The 18,046-nt window shown below is 35.9% G+C and carries 20 protein-coding genes; 12 read left to right on the top strand and 8 right to left on the bottom strand.

Annotated features, from left to right (window positions below):
* Window positions 1-225: 225 nt before the first annotated feature.
* A complete protein-coding gene (locus AW17_RS13395; RefSeq protein WP_010601359.1) occupies window positions 226-1,086 on the bottom strand; it encodes a sigma-70 family RNA polymerase sigma factor in 861 nt (286 codons plus the stop codon).
* Window positions 1,087-1,539: 453 nt separating this feature from the next.
* On the opposite strand from AW17_RS13395, the gene AW17_RS13390 reads away from it, so the two are divergent.
* The 3 genes from AW17_RS13390 to AW17_RS13380 are packed head-to-tail and all read left to right on the top strand — an operon-like array spanning window position 1,540 to window position 2,818.
* A complete protein-coding gene (locus AW17_RS13390; protein ID WP_029277194.1) occupies window positions 1,540-2,097 on the top strand; it encodes a DUF2975 domain-containing protein in 558 nt (185 codons plus the stop codon).
* A 3-nt stretch (window positions 2,098-2,100) separates the two neighbouring features.
* Window positions 2,101-2,607: a hypothetical protein gene (locus AW17_RS13385; protein ID WP_029277192.1), complete on the top strand. Its 507-nt coding sequence runs from the start codon at window positions 2,101-2,103 to the stop codon at window positions 2,605-2,607.
* Between the two features lie 4 nt (window positions 2,608-2,611).
* A complete protein-coding gene (locus AW17_RS13380; RefSeq protein ID WP_029277191.1) occupies window positions 2,612-2,818 on the top strand; it encodes a helix-turn-helix domain-containing protein in 207 nt (68 codons plus the stop codon).
* Window positions 2,819-3,271: 453 nt separating this feature from the next.
* Here the strand turns inward: AW17_RS13380 and sucC are convergent, their stop codons facing one another.
* The 5 genes from sucC to AW17_RS13350 all read right to left on the bottom strand — a co-directional run bounded on the left by sucC (window position 3,272) and on the right by AW17_RS13350 (window position 8,078).
* Window positions 3,272-4,471, bottom strand: a complete 1,200-nt coding sequence (gene sucC, locus AW17_RS13375; RefSeq protein ID WP_025142947.1) for an ADP-forming succinate--CoA ligase subunit beta — start codon at window positions 4,469-4,471, stop codon at window positions 3,272-3,274.
* Window positions 4,472-4,828: 357 nt separating this feature from the next.
* Complete coding sequence (locus tag AW17_RS13365) at window positions 4,829-5,137, bottom strand: hypothetical protein (RefSeq protein WP_029277186.1); 309 nt, start codon at window positions 5,135-5,137, stop codon at window positions 4,829-4,831.
* Between the two features lie 351 nt (window positions 5,138-5,488).
* Window positions 5,489-7,051, bottom strand: coding sequence for a DUF4153 domain-containing protein (locus AW17_RS13360; protein ID WP_029277184.1), 1,563 nt, complete (start codon window positions 7,049-7,051; stop codon window positions 5,489-5,491).
* A 92-nt stretch (window positions 7,052-7,143) separates the two neighbouring features.
* Complete coding sequence (locus AW17_RS13355; protein ID WP_029277182.1) at window positions 7,144-7,440, bottom strand: winged helix-turn-helix domain-containing protein; 297 nt, start codon at window positions 7,438-7,440, stop codon at window positions 7,144-7,146.
* A gap of 2 nt (window positions 7,441-7,442) precedes the next feature.
* Entirely contained in the window at window positions 7,443-8,078 is a 636-nt protein-coding gene (locus AW17_RS13350) for a hypothetical protein (RefSeq protein WP_029277180.1), read from the bottom strand.
* A 204-nt stretch (window positions 8,079-8,282) separates the two neighbouring features.
* On the opposite strand from AW17_RS13350, the gene AW17_RS13345 reads away from it, so the two are divergent.
* The 9 genes from AW17_RS13345 to AW17_RS13310 all read left to right on the top strand — a co-directional run bounded on the left by AW17_RS13345 (window position 8,283) and on the right by AW17_RS13310 (window position 15,671).
* Window positions 8,283-8,933 carry an ABC transporter ATP-binding protein gene (locus AW17_RS13345; RefSeq protein WP_029277178.1) on the top strand — a complete coding sequence of 217 codons (651 nt, stop codon included), beginning with the start codon at window positions 8,283-8,285 and terminating at the stop codon, window positions 8,931-8,933.
* 161 nt (window positions 8,934-9,094) lie between these two features.
* Window positions 9,095-9,988, top strand: coding sequence for a hypothetical protein (locus AW17_RS13340; RefSeq protein WP_157280298.1), 894 nt, complete (start codon window positions 9,095-9,097; stop codon window positions 9,986-9,988).
* A 24-nt stretch (window positions 9,989-10,012) separates the two neighbouring features.
* Window positions 10,013-10,492, top strand: coding sequence for an ATP-grasp domain-containing protein (locus AW17_RS13335; protein WP_157280296.1), 480 nt, complete (start codon window positions 10,013-10,015; stop codon window positions 10,490-10,492).
* A gap of 1 nt (window position 10,493) precedes the next feature.
* A complete protein-coding gene (locus AW17_RS24930; protein WP_245235065.1) occupies window positions 10,494-10,826 on the top strand; it encodes a hypothetical protein in 333 nt (110 codons plus the stop codon).
* Window positions 10,799-11,101 (top strand): HAD hydrolase-like protein, encoded by a 303-nt coding sequence (locus AW17_RS24925; protein WP_245235064.1) that lies wholly within the window; start codon window positions 10,799-10,801, stop codon window positions 11,099-11,101. The genes AW17_RS24930 and AW17_RS24925 overlap by 28 nt, the downstream gene beginning before the upstream one ends.
* Window positions 11,102-11,103: 2 nt before the next feature.
* Window positions 11,104-12,594: a S41 family peptidase gene (locus AW17_RS13325; RefSeq protein WP_051691828.1), complete on the top strand. Its 1,491-nt coding sequence runs from the start codon at window positions 11,104-11,106 to the stop codon at window positions 12,592-12,594.
* Window positions 12,595-12,740: 146 nt separating this feature from the next.
* Window positions 12,741-13,007 carry a hypothetical protein gene (locus AW17_RS13320; RefSeq protein ID WP_029277171.1) on the top strand — a complete coding sequence of 89 codons (267 nt, stop codon included), beginning with the start codon at window positions 12,741-12,743 and terminating at the stop codon, window positions 13,005-13,007.
* 51 nt (window positions 13,008-13,058) lie between these two features.
* The gene (dprA, locus tag AW17_RS13315) at window positions 13,059-14,153 is read left to right on the top strand and encodes a DNA-processing protein DprA (protein ID WP_029277169.1); all 1,095 of its coding nucleotides are present in this window, start codon (window positions 13,059-13,061) and stop codon (window positions 14,151-14,153) included.
* 156 nt (window positions 14,154-14,309) lie between these two features.
* Window positions 14,310-15,671, top strand: a complete 1,362-nt coding sequence (locus AW17_RS13310) for a pyridoxal-phosphate dependent enzyme (protein ID WP_029277167.1) — start codon at window positions 14,310-14,312, stop codon at window positions 15,669-15,671.
* Between the two features lie 268 nt (window positions 15,672-15,939).
* On the opposite strand, the gene murA is transcribed toward AW17_RS13310, so the two are convergent.
* Entirely contained in the window at window positions 15,940-17,265 is a 1,326-nt protein-coding gene (gene murA, locus AW17_RS13305) for a UDP-N-acetylglucosamine 1-carboxyvinyltransferase (protein ID WP_029277165.1), read from the bottom strand.
* A gap of 86 nt (window positions 17,266-17,351) precedes the next feature.
* On the bottom strand, window positions 17,352-18,041 hold the full coding sequence (locus tag AW17_RS13300; protein WP_029277164.1) for a DUF4290 domain-containing protein: 690 nt from the start codon (window positions 18,039-18,041) through the stop codon (window positions 17,352-17,354).
* Between the last annotated feature and the right edge of the window lie 5 nt (window positions 18,042-18,046).

Raw genomic sequence — 18,046 nt, 5'->3', positions numbered from 1 at the left:
TTTGTGGCGTTTTAATCAAGTTTTCTGTTAAGACGGTCGTCACCCTGAATTTATTTCAGGGTCTTTCACGCTAAAAAGATGCTGAAATAAATTCAGCAGGACGATAAAGCGGGATTAGGCGTAAATAAGATATAATTTTCAGCAAATAATTATCGAACTCAGGTTATAAACAAAAAAAAGATCGGCCAATAGCCGATCTTTTTTTGTTTATATGAATCTAATTTCCTATCCTAAATAAGATTTTAAGATTTTACTTCTTGACGTATGACGTAAACGCTGTAACGCTTTATCCTTGATCTGACGAACACGTTCACGGGTTAAATTAAATTTCTCTCCAATTTCTTCCAGAGAAAGGGGATGGTTAGAACCTAAGCCGAAGAATAAAACGATAATTTCTCTTTCTCTTTCAGTTAAAGTAGATAAAGAACGTTTAATTTCTTCTGATAAAGATTCATTAATCAATGAGCTATCAGTATTTGGTTCGTGGTTTTCCAATACATCTAATAATGTATTTTCTTCACCTTGAACAAATGGAGCATCCATTGATACGTGACGGCCAGAATTACTAAGTGTGTCCGAAATTTTATCCACTGTAGTTTCTAAAATATCGGCAAGTTCTTCAGGAGAAGGCTCACGTTCGTATTCTTGCTCTAATTTAGAGAAAGCTTTACTGATTTTGCTTAATGAACCTACCTGGTTTAAAGGTAAACGTACAATACGGCTTTGCTCGGCAATTGCCTGCAAAATAGATTGACGAATCCACCAAACGGCATAAGAAATGAATTTGAAACCTTTAGTCTCATCAAAACGTTTTGCCGCTTTAATTAAACCTAAGTTACCTTCATTGATTAAATCGCCTAAGGTTAGGCCTTGATTTTGATATTGTTTTGCAACAGATACAACGAAACGCAAGTTGGTCTTAGTCAATCGCTCTAATGCAGCCTGATCGCCCTCACGAATCTTCCTTGCTAAAATTACTTCCTCTTCTGCTGTTATTAAATCTACTTTGCCAATTTCGTGTAGGTATTTATCTAATGACTGACTTTCACGGTTGGTAATGGATTGCGTTATCTTGAGTTGTCTCATTTATACGAATTGTGTGCTCTTTAATTATTGAGTGTGCAAAGTTACGAAATTGTATAGCAATCCGAAAGGATAAAATGCTGAAAATGTTACTGTTTGCACAAGTTTTTTACAGTTTTACTTATAGCAAAAATCATTCCAAACAAAATTCTGTCATTGTATGTCTGAATAACTATATTATGATTGTTTATCGAATATTATTTATTGTAAATCAATAAATATATTTTGAATTGTAATAATTTATTATTTATGTTTGTACTATAAATGATTGAATAAATATGACGTTTCTTAATTTTTCAGCTATTTAAAGCAAATAATAAAAGCCATTATTATGGGGTGTTTTTGATCATGTAGTTTTTGTCAGGTTGCATGAATAAAGATCAAAACAAGAAAACGGCTTAATTATTAACAGTAAATAAAATCTCAGGCATTACATTTTAAACTGGTATTGTAATTATGGAAATTAAAATAACAACCAATCAGATTTTGAAAGTATTACAGGTACTTTCCTGGATAATTTTTATAGGCCTATGTGTCGAAGCCGGTGGGGTAATTGTTAATACAATTATTACAACGTTTATAAACCCACAGGGTGTGAGGAACTTTTGGGGTGGAGCAGATTATTTATCAAGTGTTTACAGATTTGATCAGGGGCATTTCCTCGTTATTACACTCGTTATGATTATTGTTGCTGTGCTAAAAGCAATCATGTTCTATCTAATTGTGAAATTGTTTATCGATAAAAAACTCAGTATTTCTCAGCCTTTCAGTGTAGCATTGAAGCATTTTATTTTGATACAGGTTTTTTTAGCGCTTGGGATAGGATTTTTTGCCCATTTAGGCTATAAGTATACGGTTTGGCTCGCAGAGCAAAGGGTTATGGATGCTAATCTCCGATCGTTAAATATGGATGGAGCTGATGTGTGGTTCTTTATGGCCGTTGTGCTTTTTATAATTGTACAGGTTGTAAACAGAGGAATAGAAATTCAACAAGAAAACGATTTAACGATATAATTTATGAAAAACAAACTTCAGCAACTTCAAAAAATATCAGTCGGGATGTGGCTGGTAGTATGGCTGATATTTTTTATCTCTGGAATCTTCGAAATAATTAAGGATTTTAGTGCGCCAACAAATTCTATCCTTTTTATCGATGGCATAAAGCAAACAGTATCGATCGGTTTTTATTTCTATATCGGTTGGCTGCTGTTTAAAATGGTTTATAATAACCGGCAGCATATTGCAAGCACAATTGTTTCGGAAGATGGGATTAAAAAAATCAAGGGCATCTGGTATGCCATATTTTCGTATCTGCTTTTCAAATTCTTTTTTACCAATATTGTAACCTGGTTTATTTTACCAAGGTTAGCTTACGTACAACAGGCCGAGGTTTTAGGTTATGGGATAAAGGTTGGAATAAAACCTTTCGCCGATCTGTTTATTGCTAATGTAGTTGTTTGGGCGCTTTTGTTGGTGCTCAATTATTCGCTGGGGTTAAAGAAAGAAAACGATTTAACGATATAAGCCCATGCCCATAATTGTAAATTTAGATGTCATGTTGGCCAGGCGTAAAATGTCGTTAACCGAATTAAGTGAACGGGTAGGGATTACGATGTCTAATTTGTCGATACTCAAAACAGGAAAAGCAAAGGCTGTCCGTTTGGAAACGTTAGAAGCGATTTGTAAGGCTTTAGATTGCCAGCCTGGAGATATTTTGGAATTCCGCGTAGATTAACTTACAAAGTCTAAAAAGGCCCGGGCGCAGGAAAGACTTTGTAAGTTTAACATTGTGTTTTTTCTCCGAAGTACGGCGGACCCATGTTAAATAAACCTGATAGAACGAAAATACTTTTTAATTGTGGTACCCATAAATTTTATTGTCATGCTGAGGTACGAAGCATCTGCAGCCGATGAAACAGATGCTTCGTGCCTCAGCATGACAGTTGTTGTTTAAAAAGATTGCAGTGATAGCAGGGCTATCGGGGCCGAAGAGAACAGGACCCTGATTTTCATAATAAGTTTCGACTACTTGATATATTTTCCTTGAAGTATCCACTATTATTGTCCTACAAAAGATAGACCGGGTTAAACATCCCGTCCTGCGGATACCCCTCTAAAAGCGGGGAATAAAAAACCTTCCAGTTTTCACTGAAAGGTTTGTACATTATGATTAAATGCTTTAAGCTTATTACGCTTGTTCAGCCAATACTTTAGTAACTAAATCTGCAGCTTCTTTCAAAGCGATTGCTGAGTAAACCTGAAGGCCAGACTCATCAATTAATTTTTTAGCTTCTTCTGCATTTGTACCTTGTAAACGGCAGATAATTGGCACCGGAATATTACCGATTTCTTTATAAGCATCAATTACACCTTGCGCAACACGGTCGCAACGAACAATACCACCGAAAATGTTGATCAAAATGGCTTTAACGTTAGGGTCTTTCAAAATGATGTTGAAAGCTGCTTTAACTGTTTGTGCATTAGCAGTTCCGCCAACGTCTAAGAAGTTAGCAGGCTCACCACCGGCCAATTTAATAATATCCATGGTAGCCATAGCTAAACCAGCACCGTTAACCATACAACCCACGTTACCATCAAGGTTAACGAAGTTTAGGTTAGAAGCACTTGCTTCAACTTCCATCGGATCTTCTTCCGTAACATCGCGCATTGCTGCATAATCAGGATGACGGAATAAAGCGTTTTCATCCAGATTCACTTTGGCATCAACTGCAATTACTTTATCATCAGAAGTTTTTAATACCGGGTTGATTTCGAACATTGAAGAGTCGGTAGCTTCGTAAGCTTTGTATAAAGCGGTTACAAATTTAACCATTTCTTTATGTGCAGCACCACTAACGCCTAAGTTAAAAGCTACTTTACGGGCTTGGAAACCCTGTAAGCCAACTTTAGGGTCGATTTCTTCTTTGAAAATTAAGTGTGGTGTGTGCTCGGCAACTTCTTCGATATCCATACCACCTTCCGTACTGTACATGATAATGTTACGGCCTTTTGCACGGTCTAACAATACCGAAATGTAGAATTCTTTGGTTTCAGAAGCACCTGGATAATAAACATCCTGAGCAACTAAAATTTTACTCACTAATTTACCTTCGGGGCCGGTTTGAGGAGTAACCAATTGCATACCAATAATGTCGGTTGCACGTTGTTTAACTTCTTCAAGATTTTTGGCTAATTTAACACCTCCACCTTTACCGCGACCACCAGCGTGGATTTGCGCTTTAATTACAACCCAGTCAGAATTGTAATCTATTTTCAGTTGCTTAGCAGCCTCAACAGCTTGCTCAGGAGTATCGGCAACTATTCCTTCTTGAACGTTAACACCGAAACTTTTTAATATTTGTTTACCCTGGTATTCGTGAATATTCATTTGCTACAAAATTTGCCCAAAGCTACAATTTCAAACCCTTTAAACAAATAGCAATTGCCGATTTTTTCAGAAAATGAACGTTTTGTGTTAATCGGGAAATTAGTGCCTGTAATGTGCGCTAGTTTACAGTGTCCTGCTGATTTCGCAGATATGCGCAGAGATTTTTTATTTGAAAGTGAGAGGGCGGTTCTTCGTGGCGGCTGGCGGCCCTGCTTTCCGCTATAAGTCCTCACTACGCTCCAGGCTTACCGCTGTAATCAGGCTTAAAACAATTTGGTTTCTAACAAATACAAAAAATATATTTCCTCTGCGCTGATTATCTTAAATCTGCGGGAACAAAACGGTTAATAGTGTTCTTTAACTTCCTGCAAATGGTGTTCCGAATATACCAACAGCCAGTTCTACCCATATAAGGAATAAGGCTAGTAAAATAACAACGAGTATTACTGTTCTTAAAGTACCTGTTTTTAAGTTTCTAATTACAAGTTCTATAGCCAATCCTGTGCTTAGTAATAATGTGCCTGCAATTGCAAAATCGGTTGGCTTCCAATCCACTTCATTAGTAAACTGCATTGCTATTAGAGGAATAGCCAATATTGATGCGATTATGCTTAAAATAATGATCATTCTTGGTTTGCCTGAATTTAATGTTTCTTGATTTTTCATGATTTTTATATTTTAATATACGTTTTAAATGGATAATTAAATAATTTTTAGTTTCCCCGATGCGGTTTGCACCAGGGAGCTAAGGGTTGAGCGGTTAATTATAAAATGAGTTGCCACGCAGTTTTAACTTTCTTGAATTTTGCCTGAGTGATTGGAATAAGGACTTCTGTCTCGTTAAAATCGCCGTATTTTCTGCTTAATTCTGTTATCGAAACAGATTTACCATTTTTTATAAAAACGATTAAATTGAAATGATCAAGACGTCTTATCCCGTTGTTCCGAATGTTTCTTAAATCTATTTTTAACTTAGATTGATTAGAAATGCTTTTGCTTTCATGATTCTTGACGCTATTATTTTTTACTTACACCAAAATATTCTGCCGTATTCCAATCCTGTAAATTCCACGATAACCAGCCCGATTTCTCGTAACGTTCTTTGAAATAACCAATTCGCTCGTCTAATTTTCTCATTAGCGCTTCTTCTGGCCGATCTACTTTGGCAACTTCCGAATCGTTATTGGTTGAAGGATGGATTTTTGACCGGTTTTTATCTAAGAATGGGAGTGTCTTTTCTGATAAAGAGGTTAGATAATAAGGATCAATAGCAACGGCATCAACATGGTTGAGGTTATATTTTACAATTAAAACATCCCAGTTAATGGTGCTAAAAGCAAGTAGTAATGCAAACCAGATGTTTCCGTTTACTTTAAATAGATAAAATATGGTTTTTTGTTTAGCTACCTTTAAATAAACGGTGGCCAAACCAATGATACAGAGGATGGCAAATACCAAAACACCGATTCTCTTGTGGGTTAAACCATGAAATTCGATGTAATAACCATCGCGGATAAATACCGAGATGATCAGGATAAAGTTCTGAACCATCCAGGCAAAGGCCAGTGCTCTTAATGTTTTGCTTTTACGATAAAAATTTAGATTTCCCCTAAAAAAGTAAAGGATTACAGCCATGGCCATTACAATACTAAAGATTAGTGTATTCGTGCCTTGGTGCAGCTCTCCAGAGAAATTTCCCGAAGGTTTATAACCGAACCAAAGCGTGGTAATATCGATGGCATTTAATAACAACAATAGGAGGTTAAGGGCAACAAACGAAATTATGCCTACAATGTATTCGGTTTTTAAAGCCATTTTCCGTGTTAAGAGGTTGCCGCTAAATGTTTCTACAATGTGGTACCAAATCGTTTTTTGACCTGATGTTCTTCTGATCCTTACTAATTGTTCCTTGCATTTCAGTTCTGCTTTTTCTAAACTTTTATCAAAAAATGCGAGTAATAAACCTCCTGTTAAGGCTAATCCAAAGCAGAAATGTATGATGCGTTCGATACTTAAATCTTTGAAAAAGAAATGGAGAATATCTTCAAAAAATTGACCGATGTTAGTTAATACACTTTCTGCATAATGTGCAAAAACATTATTCGCTGCAGAATACAAACACGTAAAAAAGATTACGGCAATAACAGGTAAAAAAATGTACTTGATTAATTTAAAAACAGGTTTCAGGTTAAAATTGCCTATGCTTATTTTACTTAAATGTTTTACTGCATTAAAAGGAACCGTGATCATTTGTAAAATACTGGCAAGAAAAGCGGCAAAAATCGTTCTGATCTGCTGGTTATGACTAAAACCGATAAATAACAGCAAACTGATGTAGTAGGTGGCAACTGATAAATCAGAGTTGTTGACCACTACCAGTACCGCGGCTAAAAGATGTGCTAAACCATAAATTTTTAGTTTGGCACTTTTAACTACATCTGGATTAATAAAGGTAATAGCCAGCAAATAAATGCTGTAGATGAGCAAATTGAGCGCTAACCTTTCTTGCCAAAATAGAAAAGTAAACAGGAGGCCACCCAGCAGAACAGAGAGTGATAAGAGGTTGGATCTATTTTTCATAATGATATGATAATGGTTTATAATTTTTTAAGATTGTATTGTTTGTTTTAAAAGTGCTTTGTATTTCAAAGTAAATAGTTAAAAAAAATGGCCTATAGTTTTTTGATCATTTTTTCAAGTGCATCTAAATGTGCTTTAAAAGCCTGTTTGCCCAAAGCCGTGATAGCGTAGGTGGTACTGGTTTTTCTGCCGATAAAACCTTTGTGTACCTTTATAAATTCTGCCTGCTCTAAAGTATTCAGGTGTGAGGCCAGGTTTCCATCTGTTAATTCGAGCATTTGTTTCAGGTCGTTAAAGCCAATTTCATCGTTTACTACCAGGATAGACATTACGCCCAACCTGATCCGGCTATCGAATATTTTATTTAAATCTGCTATCGGGTTTTTCATCCTTACTGACCTCTCTCATATTTAAAATACATTAAAAGACCATAAACAATGTGCAATACACCAAAGCCAAAAGCCCAAAAAATTAAGCCATAACCTACGTAAAACATGCAGATTAATCCGAGTATTACCTCGCAAAGCCCCAGGTAGCGAATGTCGCTGTAAGTATATTTACTGGCATTAATAAGCGCCAAACCATAAAAAATTAAACAGCTTGGTGCAACAATAGCATAAGTGTTCGGATGGTTAATCAATAAAGCAATAATAAACAAACCTCCGGCAACCAAGGGGACAAATAAATTAATTAAAAGTGATTTAGAGGTTTTATCCCAGATTGGAAGATTGTTTTTCTGACTTTTTCTATAGGTAAATAAAACTCCTCCAGCCAGAGCAATCACCAAAACAAAAATACCAAGTTTTATTAAGTTAAACTCCAGGTCCATTTCTCCATCAACGCCATAACCGTAACCGCGTTTGCCGATGAATTTGTTAATTTCATCGTTTGCAAAATAAGCCCCAATTAAAGCGATAACACCTGCAAAAACACCAGATAAACCGCTCAAAGAAATAAATCTCGACGACCTGTCCATCATTTGTCTGATATCTTTTAAGGTATTTAATTGTTCTTCCTGATTGCTCATTTTAAAAGTGCTTTGTTTTTCAAAGTTAAATAAGAAATTGATATTTCCAAAATTATTTTTTTTCCTTCGGTATGATTACACAGATTTAGAGATTACACAGATTCTAATTTTAACTTTAGTCTTTAGTCTTTAGTCTTTAGTCTTTTTGCTTTAGTCTTTATGCTTTTACCTTTAGTCTTTAACCTTTTTTATTAAATTTGAAGCATGCTAAAAGCCACTGGAATAAGAAAATCGTACGGAAATCTACAAATTTTAAAAGGCGTAAATTTTGAAGTGCAAAAAGGGGAGATTGTAAGTATTATTGGGCCATCTGGTGCAGGTAAAAGTACTTTATTGCATATTTTAGGAACATTGGATAGACCTGATGTTGGGTCCGTAGAACTAAAAGGCACTGTTGTTAATAGATTGAATGGCGATCTGCTAAGTACTTTCCGCAATCAGAATATCGGTTTTGTATTTCAGTTTCATCATTTGTTGCCAGAATTTAGTGCCATTGAAAATATTTGCATTCCGGCATTTATTGCCAAAACCAATAAAAAACAGGCCGAAGCCAGGGCATTTGAACTGTTAGATCTGTTTGGACTAAAAGACAGGGCCCAGCATAAACCCAATCAGCTGTCTGGCGGTGAGCAGCAGCGTGTAGCCATTGCAAGAGCGCTGATCAACAATCCTTCAATTATATTGGCCGATGAACCATCAGGGAATTTAGACTCTGAAAATGCAGCCGGATTACACCAGTTGTTTGTAAGTTTGCGCGATAATTTCCATCAAACCTTTGTAATTGTTACGCACAATGAACACCTTGCAAAAACCAGCGACCGTGTGGTAAGTATGAAAGATGGCTTAATTGTATAGAAATAATCAATATTATTAACCACATGAAATTTATAAATAGGATGTTTAAGTGCTTTATCTTATTCGTTTTGGTATGTCTCTCAAACGGCACTTATGCACAGAATAAATATTTTAAGGGCAAAGTTTTATATGGAAAGATTAAAAAGATAATCTATAATCCAATGCCGCTCAAATCTATGGAAATGATGACGCTGTTGACTATCGATATAAACGATAATGTGAGGTATGCAGATGTCATCAGTCAAACATCAAGAACTTATGAATATGATATCAAAGGCAATTTGATAAAAGAAACAGGCTTTCCTTTTGATTATATTAGAAAATATGATGCCAAAAACAATCTTGTTGAAGAACTGGATTACTCGAACACAAAAGGTTTTCTATCTCATAAAATGACCATTAGGTATGTTAAAGGATTAAAGATAGAAACGTTGGATACTTCTGTTTTTAAAGATAAGAGATGTTTATCTGAGACCAATATTTTTAAGTACGATGACAATAAAAATTTATCAGATCGTGTGCAGAGTTTTTATGATTGTTCTACCAATAATAAGGTGCCAACACAGAAAAATAATTTCGTTTATTCCTATACCAATGGGAAGTTGAAAGAGGAATCAATCATAATAAATGGGATATTGACTCCTACAAAAAAGAAAACTTATGATATTCAAAATAGAAAAATAAAAGAAGAATCGATTTCACACTATAATAATTATCGTAGCATAACCGAATATACATACGATACTAACAATCACATTATAGAGATCTTGACTTCCAATAATGGAAAAATTGAAAGCCATGAATTCAATAAGTATGATAAGAAGAACAATTTGACAGAAAAAAATGCACTCGATGGTAAAAAGAAAAAAGTCTTTGCTTATTCATACAATGCAAAAAATCAGGTTGTTAGGGAAAGTTATGCCATTAACGGCGGAATCGTTTACATTAAGGAATATGTTTATGATGCGAAAGGCAATGTGATTAAGGCCACATATACGAATAATAATAAAGAAATATTCTTTGGTTATTCAAATCAAATATATTATTACAATTAAGTTCAATTAAAATATAACATTTCCTTGAAAATACTGATAACAGGAGGGAACAATGCTAAGGCTTTAAAGCTGATGAAAGCGTTTCCCAGTCATTTTGTTTTACTTGCCGATTATGGTGATGTACCGGGGATTATAACTGAAAATTATGCCTTTTCATCGTTAGGTGTATTAAATAAAGACAGTATCGCTCATATTCTATTAAATTTTTGTATCACTGAGGCCATAGATTGTATTATCCCTTTACACCATTATGAGCTTGAGCCATTGGCTAAATCTGCTGTACTTTTTAGTGAGTATGGAATTCAGGTGTTATTGCCTGATGCAGCTATAATTGCGGACTACCTAACGGAAGAAAAGCTTACTTATCAAAATTTTGCAGTGTTTATTCATGGCGATCAGATTTTTTCAACCGAGGAGGCTTCTCTATCTACAAATGTATCTCCCAAATTAAATGGGGTATTTGGTTATAACGATGCTGATGATTTAAAACTTTTTACAATTTAACATGGATGCATATCAATACGTAAAAGACAAGCAGATCGTAATTTTTGAATTGGATGATGTGCTATTTCCAGAGAAGGATTATTTGCTACAGGTTTATTATCTGTTTGCGCAGTTTATAGAATATACCGAGCAGAAAAGTGCGCAACCTATTATAGAATTTATGCGTGCAGCGTATGAAAGTAATGGTACTGAAAAACTTTTTGAGAAAACAGCAAGCCAGTTTGCTATTGATGTAAAGTACAAGCATAATTTTGATCTTCTACATCAGAATGCCCGTTTACCTTTAAAACTTTTGCTTTATAAAATATGCTCGAGTTTATACAGGAACTTGTGATAGACCGCAAACAAATATTTATTGTAACTGCCGGCAACCCTGAGCAACAACTCAATAAAATTAAGCAAACAGAGTGGAATGGGCTAGCGCAGTATCTTACGGTATATTTTGTTGAAGAGCTAAGTTTAACTAAAGCAGAAATTTTTCAGAACATACTAAACAGCAACAATTTATCGCCTAACCAGGCGTTAGTTGTTGGTGCAAATAAATTTGATGAGCAACAATCTAAATTAATTAATTTGCCGTATATTGTGTCATTAGAAATTTACAAGTAAATATGCTTAAAAAAATTATTTCGCAAAATGCATTTTTATATGCTTTGCTTATTGTGGTTGGATTTACAGTATCGTGTAAAAAATCTAACAGTGATCCTGATGGTAATGGTGCACCACAAGGGGCTTCAGGAACGAGGGACGAATTGACCAAAGATTCAATTTACCTCTATGCACAGCAAACTTATTTCTGGAATGTGGGTATGCCAAGTTACTCATCTTTTAATCCAAGACAGTATGGCTCAAATCAGGCAGTTTTGGCGGCAATAAAAGCTTTGCCAAGTACAGGTGGAAAAGATAAATATTCTTTTATAGATGACGGTAGCGTAGCCACTCAACTTGGTGGAGCAGGTGAAGATTATGGTTTTTCTGCAAATTTTGATGTTACCGATTTATTAAGGGTAAAGTATGTTTATCCGGGTTCTCCTGCTGATGTACAGGGATTAAAACGAGGATACCAAATTACTAAAGTTAACGGTGGTGGCACTTCCAGATCGAGCAATACCGATATAGCTAATTTAAATGCTTCGATATTTGGCAATAACCCTTCCATTTCGCTAACGGTTTTAAAACCTGATAATACTACACAGGATATTGTGATTAACCGTGGTAGCTATGATATAAAACCTGTTTTATTTAGCAATACTTATACCGTTGGTGCCAAAAAAGTTGGTTACATTGTATTTAATAGCTTTACTACTAATTCAGTATCTGCATTAGAGGCTGCCTTTACCAAATTTTCAACTGATGGCGTAACAGAGCTTGTAGTAGATTTAAGGTATAACGGTGGCGGTTCGGTGGCTACTTCAGAAGCATTTACAAACCTGATTGCACCTGTTTCACAAAATGGCAAGGTAATGTATACCACATACTGGACCAAAACAATGCAAGATGGAGCCGCAACCATTTTGCAAAACCAGAAATTTTATGCAAAAGGTAACGATGGTGTAACCAGACTTTACTCTTATGCAGATTATTCTTACAAACCAACCATAGCAGCAGGAAACCAGGAGGTTTTTGCAAAACGAGGTTCACTGAATAACTTAACCAGAGTTTATTTTATTGTAACAGGTGGTACGGCGTCTGCAAGTGAGCTTTTAATCAACAATTTAAAGCCCGTTATGGATGTTAAATTAATCGGTAAAACTACGTATGGGAAACCTGTAGGCTTTTTCTCTTTAAGAATTGATAAAAACGACTTATATATTCCACAGTTCCAAACCAAAAACCAATTAGACCAGGGTGATTATTTTTCGGGTATGACTGTTGATAAAGATGTAACAGATGATTTAACCAAAGATTTTGGAAATCCAGCAGAAAAGATGTTGGCCCAGGCTTTATATTATTCTGCCAACAATACCTTCATGGCTTTGGCCAAAGATAATGCATTAAGCAGCACTTCAGGGGCAACAAGGCTTCAGATAGATGCAGCAAATGAAAAGCTTGATCACGAATTTAAAGGTATGGTTGAAACTAGAAAGCTGAAATTTAAGTAATTAGCTGTAAATTGTACTAAAAAGGCCGGTTTTGTATTTCAAATCTGGCCTTTTTTATGTAATTATTGCATTATTTGAGAAAATATTGTTGTTTTTTTTATAAAAAATTGATAAGCTTGTTTAACATTAATCGTTAAAGAGATACCATGCCAATAGAAATTGTAGAAAAGGAACATATCAGTTATTTAAACATCATCAATGCAAAAGAAGATCACACTACCGAATTAAAAACAAAACTTGATGAAGCGCAACGGCTGGGTAATGAGTTTAAATCAAAAGCCGTCATTACTTTTAATACTACCATTGGTCCGAAACGAGTTGATACTACGGTTTGGGCTGTTACAGAAAAATATATACAGCTGAAAAATAATATTCATATTCCGTTAAAAAGTTTAATCGATATTGATTTTTAAGCTTGCTTTAAGGAAATAAATCATCCCGCATTTATTTAACCTTATCAGATCATGAGCATGCTCCATAAAATTGCCTTAACTTTTATTAAATCTATCGGTCCGGTAACGGCCAAAAATCTTCTTGCCTATTGTGGAAGCGCCGAAAACGTATTTTCTGCAAACAAAAAGCAGCTTTTGCAGATTCCGGGTATTGGAGAGAAAACAATTGAAGCCATTCGTAGTACCGACGCTTTGGTTAGGGCCAGGCAAGAACTAGATTTTATTGAAAAACATGGAATAGAAGTATTGTTTTTCTCTGATGAAAAATATCCTAAAAGGTTAAAGAATTGCATCGATTCGCCGCTACTCCTTTATGCTAAAGGTACGGTTGATTTTAACCATCAGCGTATCATCAGCATCGTTGGAACCCGTAATGCAACAAGCTACGGGAAAAATCTCTGTAAAGAATTATGCGAAGTTTTAGCGCCGTACAATGTTTTGATAGTGAGTGGTTTGGCTTATGGTATTGATATAACGGCCCATAAAGAATGCTTGGTAAATAATATTCCTACCGTTGGTGTGCTTGGTCATGGCTTAGATCGAATGTATCCAAAAATTCATAAAACGATTGCTCAAAAAATGGTTTTGAATGGAAGCCTGCTCACCGAATTCCCAATCCTTACCAATCCGGATCGGCCTAATTTTCCACAAAGAAACCGGATAATTGCAGGGATTGCAGATGCGACCATTGTAGTTGAAGCATCAAAAAAGGGAGGCGCCTTAATTACCGCAGAAATCGCAAATTCTTACAATAAAGATGTATATGCTTTTCCGGGTAGAACAAATGATGTTTTTTCGGAGGGCTGTAATTTCCTCATTAAAACCAATAGGGCCGGATTAATAAATAATGCTCATGATCTGATTTATTACTTGGGTTGGGATGATGAGGTGGGAGAAAAGAAAAAGGAAGCGCAAACCACACTACACCTTAGCCTTACCCCTAACGAACAGCGGGTTGTTGATGCATTACAAAACGGCCAACTTTCTATAGATGAGCTTTGCATTCAATTGAATATTCAGCAAAGTAAACTGGCAATCGTAATCCTCACATTAGAGATGCAGGGGATTATTGTTTCGTTACCGGGAAAGATATATAAACTCTTATAAGAAAGTGAAATTGCATTCTGCCCAATAATAAATCTATAATGCCTATCATAATTATAGATTATGGAATTAAATTCTTTTAATTTATTATTTTCGAAATTATGTTTCAAATAAAATATAGTTTATAAAATACTTAATGCCATTGCTTAATTTTGCAACATGTGGTACAATAATATTTTAGAAACCATTGGCAACACGCCATTGGTAAAATTAAATACGATAACAAAAGGAGTTCCGGGAACAATCCTGGCGAAAATAGAGACTACTAACCCAGGCAATTCAATTAAAGACCGTATGGCGGTTAAAATGATTGAAGATGCCGAGAAAAGTGGTAAATTAAAACCAGGTGGAACAATTATAGAAGGAACATCCGGAAATACAGGTATGGGCCTGGCTATGGCAGCCATTATTAAAGGTTATAAATGTATTTTTACCACAACTGATAAACAATCAAAAGAAAAAGTTGATGCTTTACGTGCCTTTGGTGCCGAGGTAATCGTTTGTCCTACAAACGTTGAGCCTGAAGATCCCCGTTCTTATTATTCAGTTTCTTCGCGTTTAGAACGCGAGGTTCCAAATTCATGGAAACCTAATCAGTATGATAACTTAGCCAACTCACAGGCTCATTATGAGCAAACTGGTCCTGAGATATGGGAGCAGACTGAAGGAAAAATTACCCATTTAGTAGTTGGCGTGGGCACTGGTGGAACCATTTCTGGAACAGGAAAATATCTGAAAGAAAAGAATCCAAATATTAAAGTCTGGGGAATCGATACCTATGGCTCAGTTTTCAAGAAATATAAAGAAACAGGCATATTTGATAAGGATGAAATTTATCCTTACATCACAGAAGGTATTGGCGAAGATTTCCTTCCTGCAAACGTAAATTTTGATGTGATTGATCTATTTGAAAAGGTTACAGATAAAGATGCTGCTTTAATGACACGCGACATTGCGCGTAAAGAAGGTATTTTTGTTGGGAACTCTGCTGGTGCTGCCATAGGCGGATTAATACAGCTAAAAGATAAACTGAAGCCTGAAGATGTTGTTGTCGTTATTTTTCACGATCACGGCAGCCGTTACATGGGCAAAATGTATAATGAAGATTGGTTACGCGAACGCGGATTTTTACAGGATGAAAAATTAACCGCTAAATCTATCCTGGCTAAAAAAGAAAGCACAGAGATTGTAACACTTGATGCACAAAAATCTGTGCTTGAGGCCATCAATACCATTAAATCGATGAATATTTCTCAGATTCCGGTAACACAACAAGGAATGATTGTAGGTAAAATCGCAGAGAGTGATATTTTAAGCGCATTACTTGAAAATCCAGGCTTAAAATCCGCGCCGATTTCAGAAATTATGACGGCTACTTTCCCATTTGTTGATTTGAATACCTCAATTGATAAAATTTCTTCATTGATCAATAAAGAAAACTCGGCCGTTTTAGTAGAAGATGAATCTGGAAAGATCGAAATTATCACACAATACGATATTATTAATGCGATATCGGGGTAATGGTGGTTAGTTCCTGCGATCGTCCTCCTGAACTTGTTTCAGGATCTTTATCGCATGGAAGATGCTGATCCCGAAGCAATCCCTGGTTGTCACCCTAATTTATTCAGGGTCTTAATGTTAAGACTAATAGATGCTGAAATAAATTCAGCATGACGATTTCCCTTAAAAAGTTACCAAAATAAAAACGTCCTGGTAATTATTACCCGGACGTTTTTATTTATGCTATTTTTGGGTTTTACCTTAAACCCTATACCTTTAACCTTCTACCTTAATGGCTCGGTGCATCAGCATTTACACGTTTAATCTGCGCACCTAAGGCACGTAAACGGGTGTCGATGTCCTGATAGCCACGTTCAATCTGTTCGATGTTGTAAATGGTCGATTTACCTTCAGCAGATAAAGCTGCAATTAACAATGAAACTCCAGCTCTGATGTCTGGAGAGGTCATGCTGATTCCGCGAAGTTTATATTTTTTATCAATACCATTAACAGTTGCACGGTGCGGGTCGCATAAGATGATTTGCGCACCCATATCGATCAGTTTATCCACGAAGAATAAACGGCTTTCGAACATTTTTTGGTGGATTAAAACGTTTCCTTTTGCCTGTGTAGCCACAACGAGAACAATACTCAATAAATCAGGCGTAAAACCTGGCCAGGGAGAATCGGCAATGGTTAAAATCGAGCCATCAATAAAAGTATCAATTTCGTAATGTTTTTGAGAAGGAACGTAAATATCATCGCCGCGGCGTTCTAATTTAATGCCCAGTTTTCTGAAAACCTCTGGTATTACACCCAGTTCATCATAACAAACATCTTTAATGGTAATTTCAGATTCTGTCATTGCAGCCATACCAATAAAAGAGCCAATTTCGATCATATCCGGCAACATTCTGTGCTCAGTTCCGCCTAAAACGCTAACGCCTTCAATGGTTAACAAGTTAGAGCCAATGCCCGATATTTTTGCACCCATGCGGTTAAGCATTTTGCAAAGTTGCTGTAAATAGGGTTCGCAGGCAGCATTGTAAATCGTAGTAATGCCCTTTGCTAAAACAGCCGCCATTACAATATTTGCCGTTCCGGTTACCGATGCTTCATCTAATAAAATATATGCACCTTTTAAATTGGTTGCATCTACATTAAAGAAAGCTTTTTTGCTATCATAAACGAATTTTGCACCTAACTTTTCGAAACCTATAAAGTGTGTGTCCAGTCTTCTACGACCGATTTTATCACCACCTGGTTTCGGGATTGCTGCTTTACCAAAACGTGCCAACAATGGCCCAACAATCATAATGGAGCCACGTAAACCACCACCTTTAGCTTTAAAAGTATCAGATTCAAAGAAATTTAAATCAATATTTTTAGCTTCAAAGGTATAAGTGTCTTTATTGATGCGATCAACAGTAACGCCTAAATCGCCAAGTAATTCAATCAGTTTGTTAACATCCTTAATGTCGGGAATATTACTGATGGTTACTTTCTTTTCGGTAAGCAATACAGCCGATAAAATCTGTAAAGCCTCATTCTTGGCTCCCTGAGGGGTAATTTCGCCTTTTAATTTAATTCCGCCTGTTATTTCAAATGCGTTCATATTTTTTTAGTATCAAGTACAAAGTATCAAGTATCAAGATTGGGCGGATATTTTAACCTTCCGCCTTCTGCCTTTAACCTTCAACCTTAATACTTAGGTTTATTGTTGTTGTTGCGTTGACGGTTATTATTGTTGTTATTCTGACGGTTTTTTCCGTTGTTGTTATTATTGTTGCTTCTGCCCCGGTTATTGTTGTTGTTATTATTTTGGCGAGGGTTTTGCGCTCTAAATTCTACCTTGGCCAGGTTAACACCTTCATCAAGTGATAACAATCCGCCAGAAAGGTACTTTAAGTCCTTAATAATGGTATCATCACTCACATTATCTTTATTCCAGGTAACATAAGCCATTTTCATAAAATTTGCGATGCTTTGAACCATTGCCTTTTTAATTTCGGCATTTTCTTCGCGCATGGCTTTTTCAATTAAATTCTCAACCGTTTTACCATAGTGTTTGTAGGTAATTCTTTGTTGAGGATAGGCCAGGGGCTCTGGTTTAATGTAAGCATTCTCAATTAATGGTTTTGGATAAGGACTGTCTACATCAATCTGGTAGCCAGAAATAATGTGCAGGTGATCCCAAAGTTTATGCTTAAAATCGGCAACATCACGTAAATGTGGTTGCAAAAAACCCATCAGGTCGATAACCGCCTGGGCATATTTATTACGTTCTTCAATGGTGGGTAATTCGCAGATATACTTCACCATATTTTGTACGTTACGGCCATATTCCGATAAAATTAAATGGCTACGCGTAGTATTATAGTCAAAACTCATGTTCA

The organism is Pedobacter borealis DSM 19626 (assembly GCF_000708285.2).
Lineage (GTDB): Bacteria > Bacteroidota > Bacteroidia > Sphingobacteriales > Sphingobacteriaceae > Pedobacter > Pedobacter borealis.
Note: the sequence above shows the minus strand (reverse complement) of the source record. Positions and strands in the feature narration are given on the sequence as shown.

What these genes read in the sequence shown, in the direction of transcription:
- AW17_RS13395 (WP_010601359.1), bottom strand. Translation starts at nt 1,086, where the DNA reads ATGAGACAACTCAAGATAACGCAATCCATTACCAACCGTGAAAGTCAG.
- AW17_RS13325 (WP_051691828.1), top strand. Translation starts at nt 11,104, where the DNA reads ATGCTTAAAAAAATTATTTCGCAAAATGCATTTTTATATGCTTTGCTT.
- AW17_RS13300 (WP_029277164.1), bottom strand. Translation starts at nt 18,041, where the DNA reads ATGAGTTTTGACTATAATACTACGCGTAGCCATTTAATTTTATCGGAA.
- AW17_RS13365 (WP_029277186.1), bottom strand. Translation starts at nt 5,137, where the DNA reads ATGAAAAATCAAGAAACATTAAATTCAGGCAAACCAAGAATGATCATT.
- AW17_RS13390 (WP_029277194.1), top strand. Translation starts at nt 1,540, where the DNA reads ATGGAAATTAAAATAACAACCAATCAGATTTTGAAAGTATTACAGGTA.
- murA (WP_029277165.1), bottom strand. Translation starts at nt 17,265, where the DNA reads ATGAACGCATTTGAAATAACAGGCGGAATTAAATTAAAAGGCGAAATT.
- AW17_RS13385 (WP_029277192.1), top strand. Translation starts at nt 2,101, where the DNA reads ATGAAAAACAAACTTCAGCAACTTCAAAAAATATCAGTCGGGATGTGG.
- AW17_RS13345 (WP_029277178.1), top strand. Translation starts at nt 8,283, where the DNA reads ATGCTAAAAGCCACTGGAATAAGAAAATCGTACGGAAATCTACAAATT.
- AW17_RS13350 (WP_029277180.1), bottom strand. Translation starts at nt 8,078, where the DNA reads ATGAGCAATCAGGAAGAACAATTAAATACCTTAAAAGATATCAGACAA.
- AW17_RS13380 (WP_029277191.1), top strand. Translation starts at nt 2,612, where the DNA reads ATGCCCATAATTGTAAATTTAGATGTCATGTTGGCCAGGCGTAAAATG.
- dprA (WP_029277169.1), top strand. Translation starts at nt 13,059, where the DNA reads ATGAGCATGCTCCATAAAATTGCCTTAACTTTTATTAAATCTATCGGT.
- AW17_RS24930 (WP_245235065.1), top strand. Translation starts at nt 10,494, where the DNA reads ATGGATGCATATCAATACGTAAAAGACAAGCAGATCGTAATTTTTGAA.
- AW17_RS13360 (WP_029277184.1), bottom strand. Translation starts at nt 7,051, where the DNA reads ATGAAAAATAGATCCAACCTCTTATCACTCTCTGTTCTGCTGGGTGGC.
- sucC (WP_025142947.1), bottom strand. Translation starts at nt 4,471, where the DNA reads ATGAATATTCACGAATACCAGGGTAAACAAATATTAAAAAGTTTCGGT.
- AW17_RS13355 (WP_029277182.1), bottom strand. Translation starts at nt 7,440, where the DNA reads ATGAAAAACCCGATAGCAGATTTAAATAAAATATTCGATAGCCGGATC.
- AW17_RS24925 (WP_245235064.1), top strand. Translation starts at nt 10,799, where the DNA reads ATGCTCGAGTTTATACAGGAACTTGTGATAGACCGCAAACAAATATTT.
- AW17_RS13310 (WP_029277167.1), top strand. Translation starts at nt 14,310, where the DNA reads ATGTGGTACAATAATATTTTAGAAACCATTGGCAACACGCCATTGGTA.
- AW17_RS13340 (WP_157280298.1), top strand. Translation starts at nt 9,095, where the DNA reads ATGCCGCTCAAATCTATGGAAATGATGACGCTGTTGACTATCGATATA.
- AW17_RS13320 (WP_029277171.1), top strand. Translation starts at nt 12,741, where the DNA reads ATGCCAATAGAAATTGTAGAAAAGGAACATATCAGTTATTTAAACATC.